The organism is Streptococcus rifensis (genome assembly GCF_053203525.1).
Genome location: NZ_JBRUCW010000007.1, coordinates 47,497 through 69,379 on the forward strand (window position 1 = coordinate 47,497; position 21,883 = coordinate 69,379).

Here is a 21,883-nt window from a genome sequence, read left to right on the forward strand (position 1 = left end):
CAAAAAAACAATATCTTGTGGAAAGAAAAAGTTTTTTTCTAATAAAACACAAGATATTGATATTTTTATTTTAGCTGATAAAGCTTGAAATGATCCAGATTTAAGTCAATCTCTTCGTAAGAAGTAGCCAAATGAGAAGCAAAGGAATCTAACATAGGCTGGTTTTGATTAATAGCGACAAAGCGCGCCTTATCGTAACCAAGAGCGAGATTGAGGTCAGTCCATTTGTCTTCATTAACCAAATAGGTGTCAGGTGTGATATAACTGGCGGATGACCAGCGACCACTTTCTAAGTAAACCATAGCGCTATTATCCCAGGCATAAATACTGTCAGTAGTCTCACTTTCTTGAGAAATATATTCAGCCACAGCAGTACGATCTGCTTGAACACTTTCTTGACTAAACCACATCAAAATGGGATAAGCTATGATATAAGCAACTGCTATTATAGGAAGAAAGCCATTTAAAACAAGGTAAGATTTAGGTTCTGTTACGGCTAACAGTTCACCATCATCCGAAAGCTGTGTCTGAATGGTTTCCGCCATATATAGTCCTGTTAGCAATACCCCAAAAGGCACCAAAGGGATCAAATTCGATACCGAGAAGGGCGACTCTAATATGGCCAAAGCCAATGTTGCTATAAATAAACTGTACAACAGCAATGGCATTTCTTTTTGACGAGAACTGATACAAGCCATTAAACCATAGACCAAGCTCGTGAGGAGACCAGTTACCAAAAGCAAACCTACTCCTACCATCAATGGTAGCATGTTCGTTCCTAGGCTCAGTCCTAAAGTTGTCAATGGGCACAAGAAGGTCTGCTCAATTGCGGCCCCAAAATTTTGATATAAAATGGTGTAATAGCCAATTGTATAAAGAATGAGCAAGAAACCAAAGATTGATGCAAGAAACTGGTAAAATCCTCTTGCCTTTCGCTTCCTGCGCCAATTAACAATCGTCAAAAAGACAAGGCTGACTAACCACAAGAGGCTGCTCTTAGGATCAATTAAAAACACCAGTGCCCCATTAATACCGTAAAGAATGAATCCTTCGTCACGAGTATCATTATCTAGATAGCGCAAAACGAATGAAAGGCCATTCAAAAGAAAAGGGAGAGCAAACAAAGAGGCGTAGATCCCTCCCCAGCCGAGGCAGGCCACTCCTAAATAAAAGGCCAAGAGTAACTGACGACTAATTTTCTCGTGATAGGTTATTTGCCAAATTATGCGATAAAAGGTTGCGCCTGACCAAACCGTTAGGCCGAATTGAATGGCCATTAAGATCCATGGTGTCCCTAACAAACTTCCAACCATTGCTAACAGATAATAAACCAGACCACTTGTCCCATAAAAATCCATATATGGAACATGGCCTGCCATCATAGCAGATCCGATATATAAGGTTTGAGATTGCAAACTATCTGCAAAGTGCATAAGTAAGGGATTGGCAACACTAAAAACAGCCAACAAGGCACTCAACCCTATAATCACCCCCCAAGGTAGATGCGCCCGTCTTTCCCTTAAGGATAACCGAGGTGCAGTAGCATCATGCTCTAGCCATTCTCCTTGACTGCTCCCCTTTCTAATCCGACTTCTCTTAGTATGTTTTCCTCTCGGGTAGAGGTTTTCCATACGACTGTACTCACTCATAGTTAACTCCTTTTCAGAACCTAACTCATAGTATATCAGAAAGTCTCTTTACTGTCATGCACTTCCTGACCTTGAAAAAGATCTGTCCTAGAAAGTGATTTAGTGTACTTCTCTATCTCTCGAAAGGTATGAAAACTTTCCTTCCAAAACATCTGATAGTGATTCTTCTCTTCCATCATCTCTCTTTTCTAGTCATTCTCACTGGCGCACCTCAACGGCTCCACAAATTTCTGACTATAGCCATTTTATACGAATTTTGATACGGATTTTTATCCTATTTATCTATTCGTAAAGGCTTTTAAATCTTATTAAATTCTGCTATAATCATGCTATGGAAAAACTCTATACCTTCTTATCTCGATTTGGATTTTATTTGTTTTGTGCTTTGGCCATTATTATTGAAATCTTGGCTCTCATTTTATTCTTTGTCTTTCTAGCAGACAAGGCGCCTTTCTTGTGGATTCTTCTCATATTGGTCTACCTAGGCTCTATCTTATCGATTATCAATCGAAAAACGGCTCCTGAAAATAAGGTGGCTTGGTTAATTATTGTCTTTATGTTGCCCGGTGTAGGCAGTATCTTCTACGTCATGTTCTTTGAACGCCGTATTTCAAAGGTTGAGCGCAAGCATTACCAAAAAATTGAAAAGCGTGCCCTCAGGCATGTCCTCCTGCCAGGAGAGCACCCTCTGATGCAAAACATGCATCTCTCAGATCCGACTACTTATAATCATTTGCATGGTTTGATGATGGTTGATCCGACTGCCCAACCCTATACGGATACCCAGTCTCGCTACTATGCTCTAGGAGAAGAGATGTGGGCCGATATGCTTGATGATCTGCGTCAGGCCAAGCATTTTATCTTTATGGAGTATTATATCGTTGAACTTGGAGAAATGTTGGACAGTATCCTAGAGATCTTAGTCCAAAAAGCCAAAGAGGGCGTTGAAGTTCGTTTCATGTATGACGATATCGGCTGTATGGTCACTTTGCCTAATGACTATGATATTCAGCTAAAAGAGCTCGGAATTAAGGCAGCGCCTTTTAACCGCTTAAGCCCTAAAGCCTCTGTGGTTTATAATAACCGTAGTCACCGTAAAATCATGGTAATAGATGGGCAAATTGGGTACACAGGTGGGATTAACCTTGCTGACGAGTACGTCAATATTAAGGAACGCTTTGGTCACTGGAAAGATGGTGGTATGCGTCTTGAAGGAATGGCTGTTCAAGCCTTAACCAAACTCTTTCTTCTCAACTGGGACATCAATAGTATTGAGGTGTCAGATTTCAACCACTATCAAAGCTTCACCCAGCCCGTCGTAGCTGACGGTGGCCTCTATGTTCCATATGGGTCTGGCCCGAAACCCATTTATCAGCGCTATGTTGGTAAGATTGTCTACTTAAACCTTCTTAAGCAAGCCCAACATTATGTCTACATCACTACCCCTTACTTGATTATCGATTATGATTTAACTGAGGATTTAAAAAACGCTGCGCTCCGTGGGGTTGAAGTTATTATCCTTATGCCCTTTATCGCAGATAAGGCGCTCATTCAAATCATCAACCGCTCTGCTTATCAGGAACTACGGGATGCTGGTGTTCGTATTTTTGAATACACACCTGGCTTTGTTCACAGCAAGAACTTTGTCGTTGACGACATCTATGCCGTTATCGGCACCATCAACTTGGATTACCGTAGTTTGGTCCATCACTATGAAAATGCTGTGTTTATCCATAATTCTCCGATTATTGCGGATAGCAAGCAGGACTTCCTTGAGAGTCTCGCTGTATCCCAAGAAATTTACGACGACACCTTGAAAATTAGCTTAAGACACAAACTGATTAAGGCTTTGGTCGAAGTCTTTGCCCCAATGCTTTAAAGCACTTGGCTTCCTAAAAACTAATCAAAAAAACGGTCGCTAAAACTCTACAGAGAAAAGTTTAGCGACCGTTTTGTCCTTCAAAACTTGTATTTTTTCTTTAATTTGTGTATGATAGGGATAGCCTTTTGCGGAGGTGGTGGAACGGCAGACACGCATGCTTCAGGCGCATGTGCCCGTATGGGTGTGAGGGTTCAAATCCCTTTCTCCGCATGATATAAGAGGATTGTTACTTGGTAGCAATCCTTTTTTGGTATTTTAAATTCTAAGAGAATAACGAGTCGTTCAACAGAAGATAACATGTTAAAAATAATTCACATTTTTCTTGACAGGCTCTTTTTCATGTGATATATTTATAACACAAAAAGTTATAAATATATCACATGATTTCTATAGAAAGAAGGTTTCTCTTATGAAAAAAGACAGTCACAAAATCATTCCTTTTCTCATCAGTTATGGTTCACTGTTACTGATTTGGTTGACGTCAGAAGATACCAATCCTATCTGGCTTAAGCATGTCATCTATGCCACTACCCTTTTGCTCCTGACAGTGATTTTTCTAGCCCTTGTCTTTCTTTCTCCTTCGACTAAGAAAAGAACGATTGTCAAAGGTAAAAACTCCCCGCAAGGATTCAAATGGTTCTACATCATCCCATCTCTCCTATCACTTTTTGCTGTCAAACTCTCTATTTTGTCAAGTGAATTAGTGATGGGTACAAAAACTATGATACTGACGGGCACCTTTGCCGCTCTAGCTCTTATATCAGGTTTAGCATTTTATGGGATGTTTAAAAAGGAGGCCTACTATGCCAAATCGTTATAAATGGACATTTGTTTTAACCATTTTGGTGACAGCTGCGCTATGGATTTGGACACCGCCTTCAAATCCTAACTGGATTAAAAATCTGATATTCGCTGGAGCCATTCTATATCAACTTCTTCTTTACCTCTATTTTAAAAGAATTCCTCTAGCTGATAGCAAGGAGACCTATTTTGGACTGACAGAAAAGCTTTATGCGGTCACACTCTTTACAGCCTTTGCTATTTATACCAAGGGAATCTGGGCCTTAACCCCAGATACTGATCCTGTCTGGCTGAAACACCTTGTTTTAGGAATTGGCTTGACTGTTCTGGCAGTGTTTGCCCTCTATTTTCTCTTTAAACCAATCGATGAAAAACCTGACGATCGGTTTTACATGAACCTAGCCAAAGCAGCTAGCCTAACCTTGGTCTTGGTTGTAGTGAGTCTAATGCTTCTGACCATTGTCACCTTCTTTAGATCACTTACTATCACTGCTGGCATGGTGTTGATTTTTGGGGGAGCTATCATTTTTGCCTTTGACCTTGCCTTTTTCTACTTTGAGAAACGAGGTGGCTAAGATGGCTAACATTAGCAACAAGCTCAAAGAACTGCGCAAGGCTAAAAAAATAAGCCAGCAGGAGCTGGCACAATTAGTTGGGATTCGCCGTGAAACAATCGTTCACCTCGAAAATAACCGCTATAATCCTTCTCTTGAAATAGCCCTTAAAATCGCAGACCTTTTTCAACTCCATGTGGAAGACATTTTCCAACTCAATAAGGAGGATTAAATGCTAAAACTGCTTTTAAACAGGTTGCCTCCTTAGTTGAAGTATTAGGGAGCACTCCTCGCTTATCTTACCGAGCAAGAAAAAGACCACATTGTGGCTTTTCTAGAAATGGAGGAAAACTTATGACAACACATTCTTGTTCTTATTGTGGAGAAAGTCAATTTGTTACAGCTAAACAAAATAAAGGCTACTCTGGCATTTCACGTTCTGGCAGTGCTACGAGTCTCAGCCAATCCATCTGCCTAGACATCTGTAAAAACTGTGGAACAGTTAGCCGATTCTTTGTGGAGAACCCTGAACAATTCAGCTAAGCAGTGACTTTTGTCACCTTATCTTGTGACATTAATGACTAGTGACCATTCGACCATTATCCTATACTAAAGCGAGATGGTAAATATGGAGGTAAACCATGAAATATTTTCTCAAATGCTTGAAAGGCCTAGTGATCTTACTGATACTTATAATTGTCAGTGTCTTTCTCCTCAGGGCCTATAACCATTTTTCCTATAGCAAGTATCAGCAAGCTGAGGACAACTCCATCTATTCTGATCCTCAAAATCTTGATCTTTATCCTACGGATTTGGATGGGGTTGATGTCAAACACATTGAAGGTAACTACTTGAATGGATTTCATTTAAAGCCAAGCAACAAGACGAAAAAAGGCGTCATTGTGACCTTTGGCGGCTCCGAGGGTAGCCCAGCCTACTATGAAGCTGTTTCTTTTGCTAAGGGTGGTTACGAAGTTTTGGCCCTCTTTAGCTTTGGTATGCCCAATCAAAAGGCCAGGCTTTCTAAAATTCCCCTTGATTTCTTTGACGAGGTCTTGGACTACATTCACCAAAACATTGCAGATACAACTCCGCTAACGCTTTACGGTGGCTCAAAAGGAGCTGAGCTCTGCCTCAATCTGGTCAACTACTACCCTGAAATCGACCACATCATTCTCATGGCTCCTAGCGCTTATACTTTCAATGGCCTAGATTATGACAATCTTGCTTCCTCTTGGACTTATAGGGGAAAAGAACTGCCATACATCAGCACGATGCAGGCTGGTTTCACAGATTATATCGGTTTTCTAATAGGCATGGCAACAGGGGCTCCAACGTCCTATGAGCCCCTTTACCGCACAGCTATTGAGAACACCAGTGATGCCGAAACCAAGAAGATTTTACAGAAAACCGTTGATGTGGATATGCTTATTTTCGCAGGAGGCCAAGACCGGATGTGGCCCAGTGCTCTGATGGCCGAAACGATTAAGGAAACCCAGGGCGAGCGGGCAGAAGTCCATATTTATGACGAAGCTGGGCATATTTTCGCAGGCGATGGCTATATGGCATCAGACTATGGCTTTATTGCAGTCGGCGGCGATGAGAAAACCAATGCTGCTGCAGGAGAATCCTATCGTCAAATCATCAAAGAACGCTTAGAACAGTGGCATCAATAGCCTTGTGACGGACATACTATAGATACATCTTTAAAAAACAAAAGAGGTAGATAACCCTGGTTACAAACCAATACTGGTTATCTGCCTCCATTTTTTTGAGTTCAGGCTAAATCTGATTGTCAATCACTTTTTCAGCTAAGTTCATGGCATGATCGGCGATACGGGTACACGGTGTAATCAGGTCGATAAAGTTAAGCCCTGCCAGCACTGCACACTCACCGCTGTTCATTCGCTTGATATGAGCCTTGCGAATTTGACGCTCAAACCGTTTAATCGCTTGATGACGACTAACCAATTCATTCGCCAAGTCACGCTCATTATCAGCAATAGCTTTGAGCGCATCCAAAATCAAGGTGTGGGTCATGTGGTAGAGCTGGTCTAATTCTTTCGTTGCCGCCTGTGAAAAACGGATATTTTTTGAGAGATTGTATTCCATCAAGTTAATCAGATTGACACCGTGGTCCCCAATTCTCTCCAAGTCTCGTGTCGAATCCAAGATACTGGAAAGAATAACCCCTTCATGCTGGGTGAGAAGCTCACTGGATAGTTCAATCAAATAGTTGGTTAATTCTTCGTCAATACCATTGACCACATCTTCATATTTTCGGGTCATATCGGCATATTTCTCATTACCGGTTTCAATAAAGTAGAAAGCCGCTTCAAAAGATTGAGTAGCGTAGGCGCCGAGGTGAATTAACTCTTTTTTAGCATTCCCCAAGGCAATAGACGGTGCTTGTTTCAACACTAATTTGTCTAAATAGATGGCTTCATATTTAACAATTTCATCTTCGCCAGGAATCAATTTAGTAACTAAGTAGGTTAACCCCCCAATAAATGGAAACAGTAAAATGGTATTGGTTATATTAAAGGAACCGTGAGCAAAGGCAACTGCCATAGCAGGAGATAGGCTCCATACATTCTGCATCCCATCAATCAGAGCGGTAAATGGAGATAAGAATACCATGAAAATCAAGGTCCCAATGACATTGAAAAGGATATGAGCTCCAGCGACACGCTTGGCAGAAACATTGGCCCCAATAGCTGCAAAAACTGCTGTTATGCAGGTTCCAATATTACTTCCCAACAAAATCGGAATCGACCCCTGCAAGTCTAACAGGTCACTGGCATGTAGCCCTTGAACAATACCGATGATGGCTGCAGAAGATTGAATAAGAATAGTCAAACCAGTTCCAATGAGAACTCCCATAACCGGCTTATCTCCTAGGGTGGCCAAATAATCTTGAAAAGCTGTCACTGATTTGAGGGGTTCCATAGCACCACTCATAATATTGAGCGAGAAGAAAATACCCCCAATACCAAAGAGAACACGCCCCAGGTTATTTAACTTCCGATTAGTGGTGAAAAAAAGAAGAGCTGCTCCTATAAAAATCATAGGCAGGGCATAATCCCCCAAATTAAAACCAATCAAGAAGGAGGTAACGGTTGTCCCAATGTTAGCGCCCATGACAATCCCAATAGCCTGTCGTAAAGTCAAAAGACCAGCCGAAACTAAGCCAACCGTAATCACCGTCACGCCTGAACTCGATTGAATCAAGGCAGACATGCCCAAACCAACCAAAACACCTAAAAAAGGATTGCTGGTGTATTTATCAATATAATAGCGCAACCTATCCCCAGCTGCTTGTTGAAGTCCATCCCCCATGTACTTGATACTAAAGAGAAATAGCCCTAAGCCTCCAAAAAATCCAAACGCAATTTCTTGCCAATTGACTGACACTTTGCGCCCTCTCTTTCTGCTCGTTTATGTTTTCACATATTCTATTTTATTACTTTTTCATACTTTAGACAAGATGGGAAAATTATTTAATAGTCTAAGATAAAGCGTGAGCGTAGTAAACCTCTGTTACTCCTCTATCCAGCAAGGGTTCCTATCTTCTGGTAATCCGCCGATCAGCATAAGAGGAAACTTGGTCCAAGGGATACAAATCTCCGATAAAGGCGTGTCCGTCATCCAACACTATAGAAATACTACCTTCCGTATGACCAAGCATCGAGAGAATCTCTCCATCTATTCCTAAATCATCTAAAAAATTTCTGCTGTTTTCCAATGGAAGATTAGGGCCTACTCATCAACAATGGGCTGAAAAGCCTGATTCTTTTCTTTTTCAAAGATAGCGTCAGACCGGTGCAAAAAATCTATCTGATTATCTGGCACCACTAGCTTAATTCCCAGATCGACCAAATCCTGAGCAATCCCCATGTGGTCAGGATGATAGTGGCTAATAATGAGATAGGAATGTCGGACACCGTAACACCTAGAGTCTTGATACCTTTAAAAAAAGCTGGCAAGGTTCCTGCCCAATCCGTATCAAAAAGCAAATATTTGGCCTTCCCTTTGAAGAGATAGATCCTCGTATTGCCGTAGAGCAACTCTTGGTAGGCCATTTTTTAAAGCCCTGCTTCCTGAAGGGCATCTGCTAGACGAGCAAAGTCTTCAAGGCTGAGCGCTTCACCCCGAACCGTTGGTGACAATCCCGCTTGACCTAAGGCTTTTTCCAACTGGCTTTTAACCTCTTCTGATTTCCCAAAATGATTGGTCAAGTTATTCCACAGGGTCTTTCTGCGGTGGACAAAACTGGCTTTGGACACACGGAACAAAAAATCTTCGTCTTTGACGTCGACCAAGGGCTGTTCTCGACGGACCATCTTGAGAATAGCTGAGTCAACATTGGGTGCAGGAACAAAGACGGTTCGTGGCACAATAAAAGCGACCTTGGCCGTCATGTAGTACTGAACTGCGATAGACAGGGAACCATAAGCTTTGGTGTTTGGCTCAGCTGAAATCCGGTCTGCCACCTCTTTTTGCATCATGACCACAAATTCCGAGAAGGGAATCTTGCTCTCAATCAAGTGCATAAGAATAGGTGTCGTGATGTAGTATGGCAAATTTGCGACGACTTTAATGGGCAAGTCTGGATTTTTAAAAGCCTTGATTTGGGTCTGCAAATCCGCCTTCAAAATATCCTGGTTAACCACCTGAACATTGTCAAAATCGCGCAGGGTATCCGCCAAAATCGGAATCAAACGGTCATCAATCTCAAAGGCCATGACCTCGGCAGCTTGTTCCGCCAAGAATTCCGTCAAAGCCCCGATACCAGGACCAATCTCAATAACGTTGACCGACTTGTCAATCTCAGCCGTATCCACAATTTTCTGTAAAATATTGGTATCGGTCAAAAAGTTCTGACCGAAAGATTTCTTAAAGGTGAAACCGTGACGGTCCAAAACCGCCTTTGTCACACTATAATCTGCAATTCTCATATATATTCTTTCTGTATAGATACATTTACTGGTCTGCTTGTTTTAGTAGGATGACTATTAAGGAAAACTATCTATCATACTTTCTCATTGCTTGCTCAATGTCTTCCAAGGTTACGCCGAAGAGTTCCAAGCGTTTGAGGAGTTGCTTGCCGTTGGTGTAGCCAATTCGCAGTTGTTCTCCAAGGAATTCTCGACGTTTACGGCTATCATTTCTCATAAGAAGTCCTAATGCCATTAGATCAGAGGTCCTGATGTCAAAATGATTCTCATCATCATAAGAGCCAAGGACACCTGATAGCGCCCTTTGCAAGTCCTCAAAAGAAGCATGTTCCACCCCTAAAGAGCGCCCTTTAGACTTAGAACCAGGCACAGCTTCCCCACGATTTAAAAAGGCATGTTTTGCTGTTGGAACGGCCTCCATAATGAGTTTACGAATGCGCTCACCGTTGAAGTCTGGATCGGTAAAGACGATGACCCCACGCAATTCGTTTAAGCGATCAATGCGTTCCAAATCCTCATCTGTAATGGCAGACCCTCTAGTTTCATAGGTGTCCACTTCATAGAATCTTTTTAAGTTAGCTGTATCATCTTTTCCTTCAACAACGATGACTTCTTGGATGATTTTTTTTTCAGTCAATAGCAAAAAACCTCTTGGCATTTTCTGTCGTTGCCTTAGCGACTTCTTCAACGGACAAGCCTTTGAGCTCTGCAATTTTCTCAACAACATATCGTGTATAGGCTGTCTTGTTTTCCTTGCCCCGCTTTGGTACAGGAGCCAAATACGGAGCATCTGTTTCGACCAACAATTTATCCAGTGGGATTTTTGTTGCGACTTCATGCAGGTCTTCAGATTTCTTAAATGTCACTACACCCGACAAGGAAATCATCATACCAAGCTTCATAAACCTCTCAGCCATTTCCCAAGAACCTGAGAAAGAGTGCATGATACCCCCGCGAGGCCCCACGCCCTCACTCGCAATTACGGCATAAGTATCATCTAACGCATCTCTCGTGTGGACCACAAAAGGCAAGTCTAGCTCTTTGGATAACTGAATCTGACGACGAAAGACTGCTTCCTGAACATCTTTAGGATCTTCCATCCAGTAGTAGTCCAGACCAATCTCACCAAGTGCCAGAACTTTGGGATGAGAAAGATGGCCGACCAGCCAGTCTTCCACTTCTTGATTGTAAGTACCTGCTTCGGTCGGGTGCCAACCGATGGTGGCATAGATCTCAGGATGGTTATCTGCTAATTCCAAGGCTTTTTCAATGGTAGGACGGTCAAAACCGACTACGTTGTGAGTGGTCACGCCCATTTCCTTGGCCAAAGTCAACTCTTCCTCCACGCGTCCTTTAAATTGTTCAATATTTAAATGTGTATGAGTGTCAAAAATTTCCATGTTTCTATTGTAACACAAAAAAGAGGGCCGAAGCCCTCTTCTTAGTTATTATTTAGCAATTTTTGCGAAGTACTCAAGCGTACGAACCAATTGCGCAGTATATGACATTTCGTTGTCATACCAAGATACAGTTTTAACCAATTGTTTACCGTCTACAGTCAACACTTTCGTTTGAGTAGCGTCAAACAATGAACCAAATGAGCTACCTATGATATCTGAAGAAACGATTTCGTCTTCAGTGTAACCGTATGAATCGTTAGCTGCATCTTTCATTACTTTGTTGATTTCATCAACAGTAACTTCTTTGTCCAAAACAGTTACCAATTCAGTTACAGATCCTGTTGGAACTGGAACACGTTGCGCAGCACCATCCAATTTACCGTTCAATTCTGGAATAACCAGACCGATTGCTTTAGCAGCACCTGTTGAGTTAGGAACGATATTAGCAGCGGCTGCACGCGCACGACGGAAGTCGCCTTTACGGTGTGGAGCGTCCAAAGTCATTTGGTCCCCAGTGTAACCGTGGATAGTTGTCATCAAACCTTGTTGGATACCAAATGCATCGTGAAGAGCTTTAGCCATTGGTGCCAAACAGTTAGTTGTACATGATGCACCAGAGATAACTGTTTCTGAACCATCGAGGATATCATGGTTAGTGTTAAATACAACAGTCTTAACATCGTTACCACCAGGTGCTGTGATAACAACTTTTTTAGCACCATTTTCGTGCAAGTGTTTTTCAGCGCCTTCTTTAGAAGCAAAGAAACCAGTTGCTTCCAAAACAATATCTACTCCTTGAGAAGCCCAGTCAATTTTTGTTGGATCTGGTTCAGCTGAAACAGCGATGAAGTCACCATTCACATTGAAACCACCGTCAACAACTTCAACAGTACCGTCGAAACGACCTTGAGTTGTGTCATACTTCAAAAGATGTGCAAGCATTGCAGGATCTGTCAAGTCGTTGATACGAACCACTTCAACACCTTCTACATTTTGGATACGACGGAGAGCAAGACGACCGATACGTCCAAAACCGTTAATACCAACTTTAACTACCATGTGTGATTTCCTCCTTATGAAAATCAAAAATATTTGTTCAGAGGCAAGCCTCTACGTTATTGTGAAATAAGTCACTTAGAAGTATTCTAATAAACCTTTCAACATTTCTATTATATAACTTTTCATAGGTTTTTGCAAGATTTTTTCAACGCTATAAGACTGATACGGTTACCTATTAATTCAATTTTCAAATATTGCTTCTTTCATGAATCATAAATACTTGGATGTTCAATCCATTACCTCAGCTCGTGTTTACGTTGCTTGATGCGTTCATTAATTTTGGACACTTTTTGATGGTTAAGATAAATGACTATGCACCAAATAACTCCATAAACTATTAAAAATTGTAGGAAAAGATTAAGGGCATAATTGGCAAAAGTATCTTTATCTACCCATCCATTGAAGACATTCATAATAATGATTAGGGTGAAAACAGCAATAAAATGCAGAGGATAAGAAACTTTTGCAGGTATCTCCTTAACGCCAAAAAGTATATTAGATACCAAGCCAATCAAACCGCTAACAATAGAAACAACTACTAATTTAATCAGTGGTATAGACGTCAACCCATATATTCCAAAAGAGATTAAAGAAACAATATGACCAAAGGCAATTCCAAATAGAATAGATATTATCATATCTCTTATGCTCTTATGCTTATTTGTCATCACATTTCCCCCCTATAATCCCAAACGGGTCGCCAAATCTTTCAGATATTTGCGACTGACATTTGTCTTTAACTTTTTAGTCAAAAAGGCGGTCATAGCGCCTGAAAAAGCGTCTTCTAAATAATCCAAATGGTTGATATTGATTAGGGACTGTTTAGACACCTGCACAAAATCAGGGTTGCTGAGCCGTTCCTGAAAACGATAGAGGCGGTCACTAATGATAAAAGGCCCTCTCGTCGTTTCAAGAACCAGACTGGTCCCGTTTACCTCGACTAAAATGAGATCCTCTACCCGCAACATCTCGATACGATCAGCAGTCTTGATAGGAATAATAGCTGGCGCTTCAGCCTGATAAGTCGCCAAGTAGTCTAAAAACTGCTGGACAGGGGGTGTCAAACTCTGGCTGCGCACCGTCACATCAATAACATCTCGATCCAGTCCTTTATCTTCCTCAAAGCGATAGTCCACCTTGTTTCTCCTCACTGGTTGATTTTTCTACCCTACCAGTTTACCGAAAAATCTGTTTTTTCACAAGATGAAAACTAATAAGAACCAGTAAAGCGACTGCTAAGACGGCACCGGCTATCATGGTATTTTGGCTAAGGGTTGTCAAACCATCCCAGTCCAGACCGATACCTAAGTATTCCTTGACATCCATGCCTGGTTGCTGCCAGTCAATGACTTTATCCCCAATCAGAAGTTGACGAAAAGCTGCTGCGATATAGGAAGCTGGTGTTAATTTCATCACGGATTGAGCCACATCTGGCATGCCACCGATGGGCATATAAACACCAACTAAGAAACCTGAAGCCGTTCCGATAATAACAGAAAGACGCTCTGCGATTTCTACTTTTTTGATAAATTGAGCTGTCAGGAGACCTAGGCTAGCGCCCAAGCCTGCATTAAGGACGATAAGCCCAAGTAAGCCTGGCAAAATAATAGCATCAAAAGTTAAATCATGCTGCCAGTAAAAGTAAGCTGCTATAATGACAAACATAGCCACTTGCATGAGAATGCCGATGATTGCCGCACTGAGGAAATAGCCTAGATTAAGCGTGATTTCAGAGCTATCTGTCATCAGAAAATCGTCCAGTTTACGGCTTTCCTTGTCCTGAACCAATCGTACTGCCCCAGTCCAAGTACTGGTGACCCCTGTCACCGCTAACACACCACCCATAACCCACTGGTCCAGCATTTTCTCCGCACCCTCAATTGCAGACCAAGCGTCCAGCATGTTTTTCTGCAAAAAAATGATGTATAGGGCAAAGGCGATCCAAGCTCCCATCAGGGAGAAGAAAACATTGGCCTTACTGTGGAAATAAAGTTGTAAATTGCGTTTGGTCATGGCAAGCATTTAGGCATTCTCCTCTTGTGCAAATCGTGTACCTGTGATATTGAGATAGACATCGTTGATGTCACCCTTATGGTAAGCAAAATCCGTGATGACTGACCTGTGTTCCGATAAAATCTCTAAAGCCTGTGGTACATTCAAGGCCCTAAAGTTTAGTTCACCATCGGCAAGTACCTCATGGCCAATCTGGTCAAAGGCAGCTGGTTGATCCGTTTTGACCCACAGACGGTCCTGAGCATACTGCGCCTTGAGCTCCTGTGCTGAGCCCTGAGCCAAGACCTTGCCATGGTCGATAATATAGGCCAGATCCGCATGTTCCGCCTCTTCCAGATAGTGGGTCGTCAGGAAAATGGTCAAGCCTTCTTCAACTTGCAAACGGCGAAGCAAGTTCCAAATAGCCTGTCTAGTCTGTACATCAAGCCCTGTTGTCGGCTCATCCAGAAAGAGAAGGTTGGGGCGGTTGATGAGGGCGCGGGCAATATCAACCCGACGGCGTTGCCCACCTGATAGGGTGCCATAAGCCTGTTTTAGGATACTATTTAAATCAAGCAAGCCAATCAAGCGGTCCAACCAAGCCTTGTCGTTTTTGGAGTAAAGGGCTGCGCGACTCTTGAGATTATCCCACACCGTTAACTCAGTGTCCATAATACTCTCCTGGAAAACCATACCAATGCGCAAGTCTGGCGCCAGCTCTATCTGCCCCGATGTTGGCTTGAGCAAGCCAGTTAACATTTTAATGGTTGTCGATTTCCCTGCACCATTAGTCCCGATGTAGGCCAAGAGTTGCCCCTTATCCACTTCAATGTTAAGATGGTCGATGACCGTCTTGTTACCATAAATCTTACATAAGTTAGTTGTTTTAATTAACATATCATTTACCTCTTAAAATCATTCTATCAAGGTATTGGAGATTTGTGGGGCAATTCATGGTAAGTGGTCAAAATTCTCCGCTAAGTGGTCAAATTGTGAGGATAAAAATTGTTTGAAAAAACAAAAAAACTGGAACACTCGTCCCAGTTTTTTATGGCATCGCTCTTAAGCTTCGCCTTTGTTTTTCTTGATAATTTCTTCTTGAACTGACTTAGGCACGTCTTCGTAGTGGTCAAAGACCATCATGAAGGTACCGCGACCTTGAGTAGCGGAACGAAGAACAGTTGCGTAACCAAACATTTCAGCAAGTGGTACATAGGCACGAACGACTTGAGTGTTACCACGCGCTTCCATACCATCCACACGACCACGACGAGCTGTCACGTGACCCATAACGTCACCAAGGTTATCTTCTGGTGCAGTAATGGTTACAAGCATCATTGGTTCAAGGATAGATGGTTGAGCCGTTTTCGCTGCTTCTTTAAGGGCAAGAGATGCTGCAACCTTGAAGGCAGTCTCAGATGAATCGACATCATGGTATGAACCATCGTAAAGCTTCGCTTTGACGTCAACCATTGGGTAACCAGCAAGGACACCGTTTGCCATAGATTCGATCAACCCTTTTTCAACGGCTGGTACAAATTCACGAGGAACCACACCACCGACGATAGCGTTCTCGAATTCAAAGCCTTTACCTTCTTCGTTTGGCGTGAATTCAATCCAAACATCACCGAATTGACCTTTACCACCAGACTGGCGTTTGAAGAATCCACGGGCTTGTGTAGAAGCACGGAAGGTTTCACGGTAAGATACTTGAGGCGCACCAACGTTTGCTTCAACCTTGAATTCACGTTTCATACGGTCAACAAGGACATCCAAGTGCAACTCACCCATACCGGAGATAACTGTTTCACCAGTTTCTGGGTTAGTTTCAACACGGAAAGTTGGATCTTCTTCAGCCAATTTAGAAAGGGCAACACCCATCTTATCTTGGTCAGCTTTAGACTTAGGCTCAACCATGAGTTGAATAACGGGTTCTGGAACTTCAATAGATTCAAGGATGATTTTTGCTTTTTCATCAGTCAATGAGTCACCAGTAGTTGTATCTTTCAAACCAACGGCAGCGGCGATATCACCAGCGTATACCACTTCAATTTCTTGACGGCTGTTGGCGTGCATTTGAAGAATACGTCCGATTCGCTCACGTTTGCCTTTAGACGTGTTCAATACATATGAACCTGAATTAAGGACACCTGAGTAAACACGGAAGAAGGTCAAACGACCTACGAATGGGTCAGTCATGATCTTGAAGGCAAGGGCAGCAAATGGCTCTTCATCGGATGCAGGACGAGTTTCTTCGGCGTCAGTATCTGGGTTGATCCCTTTGATCGCTGGGATATCAAGTGGGCTTGGCAAGTAGTCGATAACCGCATCAAGCATCAATTGAACACCTTTGTTTTTGAAGGCAGAACCACAAAGCACTGGGAAGAATTCAACGTTGATTGTCGCTTTACGGATACCAGCTTTCAATTCTTCGTTAGTGATCTCTTCACCTTCAAGGTATTTCATCATCAAGTCTTCATCTGTTTCAGCAACAGCTTCAACCAATTTTTCACGGTATTCTTCAGCCATTTCAAGCATGTCAGCTGGAATATCTTCTTCAAGAATATCTGTACCAAGGTCGTTCGTATAGATTTCCGCCTTCATCTTGATCAAGTCGATGATACCACGGAAGTCATCCTCAGAACCGATTGGTAATTGGATTGGGTGAGCATTGGCTTGAAGACGGTCATGAAGAGTAGAAACTGAGTAAAGGAAGTCAGCACCGATTTTATCCATTTTGTTGGCAAATACGATACGTGGTACTTTATACTCAGTTGCTTGGCGCCAAACAGTTTCTGTTTGAGGCTCAACACCTGATTGTGAGTCAAGAACGGTAACAGCACCATCCAATACACGGAGAGAACGTTGTACTTCGATTGTGAAGTCCACGTGCCCTGGGGTATCGATGATGTTTACGCGGTGACCATCCCATTGTGCTGTTGTCGCAGCTGATGTGATGGTGATCCCACGTTCTTGTTCTTGTTCCATCCAGTCCATTTGTGACGCACCTTCGTGTGTTTCACCAATTTTGTGGATTTTACCTGTGTAGTACAAGATACGCTCAGTAGTGGTTGTTTTACCGGCATCGACGTGAGCCATGATACCGATGTTACGAGTTTTTGCAAGTGAAAATTCGCGTGCCATGAGGTTTGTTTCTCCTATATTTTTTGTTTACAGTGTTAGTATACCATATTGGTATAAAAACGGATAGGCAGGACCTACCCGTTCTTAAATGATTATGGTTTTAATTGAACTCGAGCTACATGTCACTGGCAAAAAGATAAAATCTCCTAGAAGCTTAAGCTTCGTCGTCGCTTTTCCTATTTTGCCTAGGACTTGTTTAACGCTCTCGTATCTTAGAATTGAGCTCGGGCTAAACGCTGTGTGAAAATGATGAAGTTCCCTATGTCTTTCAGACACTGTGTCACTTCCCTATTTTCACTTGGCGTTTTTAACACCCTTAGCATCTTAATCTTACCAACGGAAGTGTGCGAAGGCACGGTTGGCTTCTGCCATACGGTGAGTGTCTTCACGTTTCTTAACTGCTGCACCTGTATTGTTAGATGCGTCAAGAATTTCTTTCGCCAAGCGTTCAACCATAGTGTGCTCACCACGGTTACGAGCGATCGTTACCAACCAACGAAGACCCAAAGTTGTACGACGTTCTGGACGAACTTCAACCGGGACTTGGTAGTTTGAACCACCGACACGGCGGGCACGCACTTCCAAGAGTGGCATGATGTTTTCCATAGCTGTTTCAAAGACTTCAAGTGGCTCATTGCTAGTTGCTTCTTTGATGTAGTCAAAGGCACCATAAACGATGCTTGCTGCCGTACCACGTTTACCATCAAGCATAAGACGGTTGATTAAACGGGTAACAAGTTGTGAATGATACAATGGATCTGCCAATACTTCACGTTTTGGCGCTCTATTTTTACGACTCATTAGTTACTCTCCCTTCTTAGCCTTTTGGACGTTTCGTACCGTATTTAGAACGGCCCTGTTTACGATCGTTTACACCTGCAGTATCAAGTGCACCACGAACGATATGGTAACGTACCCCTGGAAGGTCTTTTACACGTCCACCGCGGATAAGTACCACACTGTGTTCTTGCAGGTTGTGGCCGATACCTGGGATGTAAGCTGTTACTTCGATCAAGTTACTCAGACGGACACGGGCAAATTTACGAAGGGCTGAGTTAGGTTTTTTAGGTGTCATTGTACCAACACGTGTTGCTACACCACGTTTTTGTGGTGATGAAACATTTGTTGTCACCTTGCGGTGGCTGTTATAGCCAACGTTCAAAGCTGGTGATTTAGATTTTTCTACTTTTGATTTACGCGGTTTGCGAACCAACTGGTTAATTGTAGGCATCTACATACTCCTGTGTTTTTTTAATTTTGGTTGATAGAGCGCTTGGTGACAGCCTCTATCGCGGTGTACTTTTGCAACATTTGTCAGCACGTCTCTGTACACTTTTGAGAGACCAAAAGTAAAAAGTACCGTCTTATATAGTAACATAATAAGAAATGACTGTCAAACACTTCTGCTCTCTTTTTAAAAAACTATCATTGATTTGTTATCTTGACACCTCATCTCTGAAAAGGGCTCATTTTTGGGAATATTGAGAGAGGTTTTAATGCTCCGAAAATGACAACAAAACATTACTTGTTAGAGGCTATGTGACTATTTCCATCATTCAAGAACAGTCAGCAGAAGATCCCCTTCTTTAACATAATCTTCTATAGTTGGAAGAACATCAAAATAATCATTAGCATTGGTCACAATGACAGCTGTTGTTAAATCATAACCCTGGACCTCGATGCGCTCACGGTCAAAATGGATCAGGGGCTGTCCAACCTCTACTTCATCGTCGACAGCCACTAATCGTTCAAATCCTTCCCCATTAAGCTGAACTGTGTCAATACCTAAATGGATAAGCACCTCAAGACCTGTATCAGATAGAAGGGACAGAGCGTGATTGGTCGGAAATATTGAGGTAACTTTACCTTTAACAGGAGAAATTAAGAGATCGTTATTGGGCTGAACTGCTACTCCTTGCCCCATAGCCCCACTAGCAAAGACCGGATCTGCAATATCCTCGAGAAGTAAAACATCACCTTCTACTGGGCTTTTAAGGAGTTGTTGTCCTTTTTTAATATCATCTTTCTTATCGGTATTTACCTCAGGTTCAAGAGTAAGAGCTGCTTTTTCAGGAAATTTGAGCAAGGACGTTAAGATGAAGCCTGATACAGTTGCTAATAGAACAGCTAAGACCGCTTTAAGCAGATTTGCCGTACCTGACCCATCAGGGATGACAAAGGTGGTCAAAGCAAATACTCCTAACCCTCCCATTTGGTAGGTACGAGCTCCCACCCAACCAATAAAAGCTCCTTGGATGGCGCCACCCAAGCTGCTTAAGACGAACGGCCAGCGCATAGGGAGACTAATCCCATATATAGCAGGCTCGGTGATTCCAAAGAAAGCTGACACTGCAGAAGGTAGAACCAAGCGCTTCGTTTTGGCATCCTTGCTTTTCAGATAAATCGACAAGATGGACCCTAATTGCGAAAAATTCACAAAGGCTACCATGGCTAGTATGGTCGAAAAGCCATTGGTTTGGAGTTCAATGGTCATCAGTGGAATCAAGCCCCAATGCAATCCTAAGATAACCAAAAATTGCCACATACCACCTAAAATAAAGCCCATCAGGGTAGGACTAAAGTCGTAAATCAATTGAAATACTTGTCCAATCATTTGAGAAAGAACCACCATGGAAGGCCCCACAATAAGAATGGTCAACGGAGCAACAACCAACAAGGTCACAAACGGCACCATGAAATATTTGACAACATCTGGGATCCTAGGCTTTAACCATTTTTCAACCTGAGCCGCCAAAACGATGCCAACAATAATAGGCAAGACGGTCTGATAATAGCCTCCCATGGGCACAGATAAGGAAAAACCTAGGGCACTTGGGAGAGCGCGACCAGTGTTTAACGATGGGTACAAAAGGGCTGCGGCTAGTGCAAGACCTGTAAACTGGTTGAGCTTGAAGTATTTTGACGCATTAACTGCCAGTATCATGGGTAAGAACTGGAAAAATCCATCTCCGGTAGCTTCTAAAAGAAGGTAAACTCCACTATTCTCAGCATTAAAGCCATAAAAAGCCATCATGGCCACGATTCCCTTAAGCATCCCGGTTGCAGCTAAAACCCCTATGGCTGGTTGGAAAATACCCGAAACCATATTGATGAAACGGTCTAATAGTTTAGGTGACTGTTCTCCTTCTGCAAGGTTTTGAAGGTCCGAAATCCTAAGTAAGGTATCGTAAACATCAACTACGTGATTGCCAATCACAATCTGATACTGGCCACCTGCTTCAACAATCGCCATGATGTCAGGGTGATTTTGAAGGCTTTCCGTGTTCACTAACTTGCGGTCTTTAAGAGTAAAGCGCAGGCGCGTCAAACAATGGGTCACACCTTTGACATTAGTTTCTCCACCAATATCATTCAATAATTGGCGAGCTAAACGTTCATAGTTTTTCATAAGAATCCCTTACTTGAAAAATTCCCCAGTCAGCTCAGCTGGAACTAGGGAATTTTAGATGTGATGATATAGTTAATCGATCTTTGTTGTTGTCCGCTGGATATGGATGGTCAAGTAGACCAATTCATCCTGAGAAATGTCAAATTGGTACTGTTTGGAAACATAGGCTCCAATCATTTCTGCACAGGCAAAAGCCTTGGGATAGTTCTGTTTCACTTGGTCGTAGAGAAGACTATCTCCCTCAGCATAAACCTGACCATCTAAAACGCGCTGAGCAAAATACTGCAAATGGGTGACAAAACGGGCGTATGAAACACTTTCTTCGTCAAACTCAAGGCGATAATAGCGACGGACGAGGTTAATCAGTTCCTGAATCAACTTCGTCACTTTAACCGTCTGATCCATCTTGTGGTCATTTTTCTTAGCGTTAACAAAATGAAGAGCAATAGACGCTGCTTCATCATCTGGAATCTCCAAGTCAAAACTTTCATTGAGCAGTTTGACCGCTTCTAGTCCAACTTGGTATTCTTCTTGATAGAATTTTTTAATTTCAAAAGAAAGAGGATTTTTAATGAACAGTCCTTGCTGCGCTCTGTCAATGACAAAATGCAGGTGATCTGCCAAAGCTAAATAAAGGCTCTCATTGTACTGTGTCTTTAACACTTTAGTAGCCTTAGAAATAATGGCCTGGAAGATATCGACTTCCTTGGGGGTCAGTTGCACATAAAGCTCAGAAATAGCCTGACTAAATTGTTGATCAGATAGTTTAAAAACCTTTTCAACTAAGTCTTGGTCTAGTTGATCACCAGTCTTTTTTTGAAAGCCTAAGCCACGTCCCATGACAATAGCCTCTTGACCATCCCCATCCTGGATCATCACCACATTGTTGTTAAAAACTTTGATGACTTCCATGCCAGACCTCCCTTATTTCTCAGTTTAGACCGCCTATATGCTAACAACAACTTGGCTTTTTTGTCTGTTATTACTCTTTTTATGATAGCACTTCCAAAGTAAAAATGCAACCTGCTATCTGAC

General features: G+C 42.3%; 22 protein-coding genes and 1 tRNA gene. 7 read left to right on the forward strand and 16 right to left on the reverse strand.

Translation table 11 applies throughout. The features are described 5' to 3' along the window. Nucleotides 1-65 precede the first annotated feature (65 nt). Nucleotides 66-1,649 carry a quinol oxidase gene (locus tag ACVRYP_RS05530; protein WP_447467749.1) on the reverse strand — a complete coding sequence of 528 codons (1,584 nt, stop codon included), beginning with the start codon at nucleotides 1,647-1,649 and terminating at the stop codon, nucleotides 66-68. Between the two features lie 331 nt (nucleotides 1,650-1,980). Between ACVRYP_RS05530 and cls the strand changes: the two genes are divergently transcribed. The 7 genes from cls to ACVRYP_RS05565 all read left to right on the forward strand — a co-directional run bounded on the left by cls (nucleotide 1,981) and on the right by ACVRYP_RS05565 (nucleotide 6,562). Beyond that, entirely contained in the window at nucleotides 1,981-3,528 is a 1,548-nt protein-coding gene (gene cls / locus ACVRYP_RS05535) for a cardiolipin synthase (protein ID WP_447467750.1), read from the forward strand. 130 nt (nucleotides 3,529-3,658) lie between these two features. Beyond that, nucleotides 3,659-3,741, forward strand: a tRNA-Leu gene (locus ACVRYP_RS05540). Between the two features lie 199 nt (nucleotides 3,742-3,940). Further along, a complete protein-coding gene (locus ACVRYP_RS05545) occupies nucleotides 3,941-4,351 on the forward strand; it encodes a hypothetical protein (RefSeq protein ID WP_447467751.1) in 411 nt (136 codons plus the stop codon). Continuing rightward, nucleotides 4,335-4,907, forward strand: coding sequence for a hypothetical protein (locus ACVRYP_RS05550; protein WP_447467752.1), 573 nt, complete (start codon nucleotides 4,335-4,337; stop codon nucleotides 4,905-4,907). The genes ACVRYP_RS05545 and ACVRYP_RS05550 overlap by 17 nt, the downstream gene beginning before the upstream one ends. 1 nt (nucleotide 4,908) lies before the next feature. Beyond that, on the forward strand, nucleotides 4,909-5,118 hold the full coding sequence (locus ACVRYP_RS05555; RefSeq protein WP_447467753.1) for a helix-turn-helix transcriptional regulator: 210 nt from the start codon (nucleotides 4,909-4,911) through the stop codon (nucleotides 5,116-5,118). A gap of 122 nt (nucleotides 5,119-5,240) precedes the next feature. Beyond that, on the forward strand, nucleotides 5,241-5,429 hold the full coding sequence (locus tag ACVRYP_RS05560; RefSeq protein ID WP_447467754.1) for a hypothetical protein: 189 nt from the start codon (nucleotides 5,241-5,243) through the stop codon (nucleotides 5,427-5,429). A gap of 98 nt (nucleotides 5,430-5,527) precedes the next feature. Next, nucleotides 5,528-6,562, forward strand: a complete 1,035-nt coding sequence (locus ACVRYP_RS05565) for an acyl-CoA thioester hydrolase/BAAT C-terminal domain-containing protein (RefSeq protein WP_447467755.1) — start codon at nucleotides 5,528-5,530, stop codon at nucleotides 6,560-6,562. A 106-nt stretch (nucleotides 6,563-6,668) separates the two neighbouring features. Here the strand turns inward: ACVRYP_RS05565 and ACVRYP_RS05570 are convergent, their stop codons facing one another. The 15 genes from ACVRYP_RS05570 to licT form a co-directional block, all read right to left on the reverse strand. After that, the gene (locus ACVRYP_RS05570; RefSeq protein WP_447467756.1) at nucleotides 6,669-8,300 is read right to left on the reverse strand and encodes a Na/Pi cotransporter family protein; all 1,632 of its coding nucleotides are present in this window, start codon (nucleotides 8,298-8,300) and stop codon (nucleotides 6,669-6,671) included. 440 nt (nucleotides 8,301-8,740) lie between these two features. Continuing rightward, a complete protein-coding gene (locus ACVRYP_RS05575; protein WP_447467757.1) occupies nucleotides 8,741-8,968 on the reverse strand; it encodes a hypothetical protein in 228 nt (75 codons plus the stop codon). Nucleotides 8,969-8,971: 3 nt separating this feature from the next. Beyond that, a complete protein-coding gene (gene rsmA / locus ACVRYP_RS05580) occupies nucleotides 8,972-9,844 on the reverse strand; it encodes a 16S rRNA (adenine(1518)-N(6)/adenine(1519)-N(6))-dimethyltransferase RsmA (RefSeq protein ID WP_447467758.1) in 873 nt (290 codons plus the stop codon). Nucleotides 9,845-9,911: 67 nt separating this feature from the next. After that, nucleotides 9,912-10,481, reverse strand: coding sequence for a ribonuclease M5 (rnmV, locus tag ACVRYP_RS05585; RefSeq protein ID WP_447467759.1), 570 nt, complete (start codon nucleotides 10,479-10,481; stop codon nucleotides 9,912-9,914). Further along, nucleotides 10,474-11,244, reverse strand: a complete 771-nt coding sequence (locus ACVRYP_RS05590; RefSeq protein ID WP_447467760.1) for a TatD family hydrolase — start codon at nucleotides 11,242-11,244, stop codon at nucleotides 10,474-10,476. Before ACVRYP_RS05590 ends, rnmV begins: the two co-directional genes overlap by 8 nt. A gap of 48 nt (nucleotides 11,245-11,292) precedes the next feature. Further along, nucleotides 11,293-12,303 (reverse strand): type I glyceraldehyde-3-phosphate dehydrogenase, encoded by a 1,011-nt coding sequence (gene gap, locus ACVRYP_RS05595; protein WP_447467761.1) that lies wholly within the window; start codon nucleotides 12,301-12,303, stop codon nucleotides 11,293-11,295. A gap of 236 nt (nucleotides 12,304-12,539) precedes the next feature. Then, nucleotides 12,540-12,971, reverse strand: coding sequence for a DUF3021 family protein (locus ACVRYP_RS05600; RefSeq protein ID WP_447467762.1), 432 nt, complete (start codon nucleotides 12,969-12,971; stop codon nucleotides 12,540-12,542). 12 nt (nucleotides 12,972-12,983) lie between these two features. Next, nucleotides 12,984-13,439, reverse strand: a complete 456-nt coding sequence (locus tag ACVRYP_RS05605) for a LytTR family DNA-binding domain-containing protein (protein ID WP_447467763.1) — start codon at nucleotides 13,437-13,439, stop codon at nucleotides 12,984-12,986. 40 nt (nucleotides 13,440-13,479) lie between these two features. Further along, the gene (locus tag ACVRYP_RS05610) at nucleotides 13,480-14,325 is read right to left on the reverse strand and encodes an ABC transporter permease (protein ID WP_447467764.1); all 846 of its coding nucleotides are present in this window, start codon (nucleotides 14,323-14,325) and stop codon (nucleotides 13,480-13,482) included. After that, nucleotides 14,326-15,192, reverse strand: coding sequence for an ABC transporter ATP-binding protein (locus ACVRYP_RS05615; protein ID WP_447467765.1), 867 nt, complete (start codon nucleotides 15,190-15,192; stop codon nucleotides 14,326-14,328). 165 nt (nucleotides 15,193-15,357) lie between these two features. Continuing rightward, nucleotides 15,358-17,439 (reverse strand): elongation factor G, encoded by a 2,082-nt coding sequence (gene fusA / locus ACVRYP_RS05620; RefSeq protein WP_447467766.1) that lies wholly within the window; start codon nucleotides 17,437-17,439, stop codon nucleotides 15,358-15,360. A gap of 330 nt (nucleotides 17,440-17,769) precedes the next feature. After that, complete coding sequence (gene rpsG, locus ACVRYP_RS05625; RefSeq protein ID WP_447467767.1) at nucleotides 17,770-18,240, reverse strand: 30S ribosomal protein S7; 471 nt, start codon at nucleotides 18,238-18,240, stop codon at nucleotides 17,770-17,772. A gap of 16 nt (nucleotides 18,241-18,256) precedes the next feature. Then, nucleotides 18,257-18,670, reverse strand: coding sequence for a 30S ribosomal protein S12 (gene rpsL / locus ACVRYP_RS05630; RefSeq protein WP_307121299.1), 414 nt, complete (start codon nucleotides 18,668-18,670; stop codon nucleotides 18,257-18,259). A 321-nt stretch (nucleotides 18,671-18,991) separates the two neighbouring features. Then, complete coding sequence (locus tag ACVRYP_RS05635) at nucleotides 18,992-20,848, reverse strand: beta-glucoside-specific PTS transporter subunit IIABC (RefSeq protein WP_447467768.1); 1,857 nt, start codon at nucleotides 20,846-20,848, stop codon at nucleotides 18,992-18,994. A 72-nt stretch (nucleotides 20,849-20,920) separates the two neighbouring features. Next, nucleotides 20,921-21,760, reverse strand: a complete 840-nt coding sequence (gene licT, locus ACVRYP_RS05640; protein ID WP_447467769.1) for a BglG family transcription antiterminator LicT — start codon at nucleotides 21,758-21,760, stop codon at nucleotides 20,921-20,923. Nucleotides 21,761-21,883 lie beyond the last annotated feature (123 nt).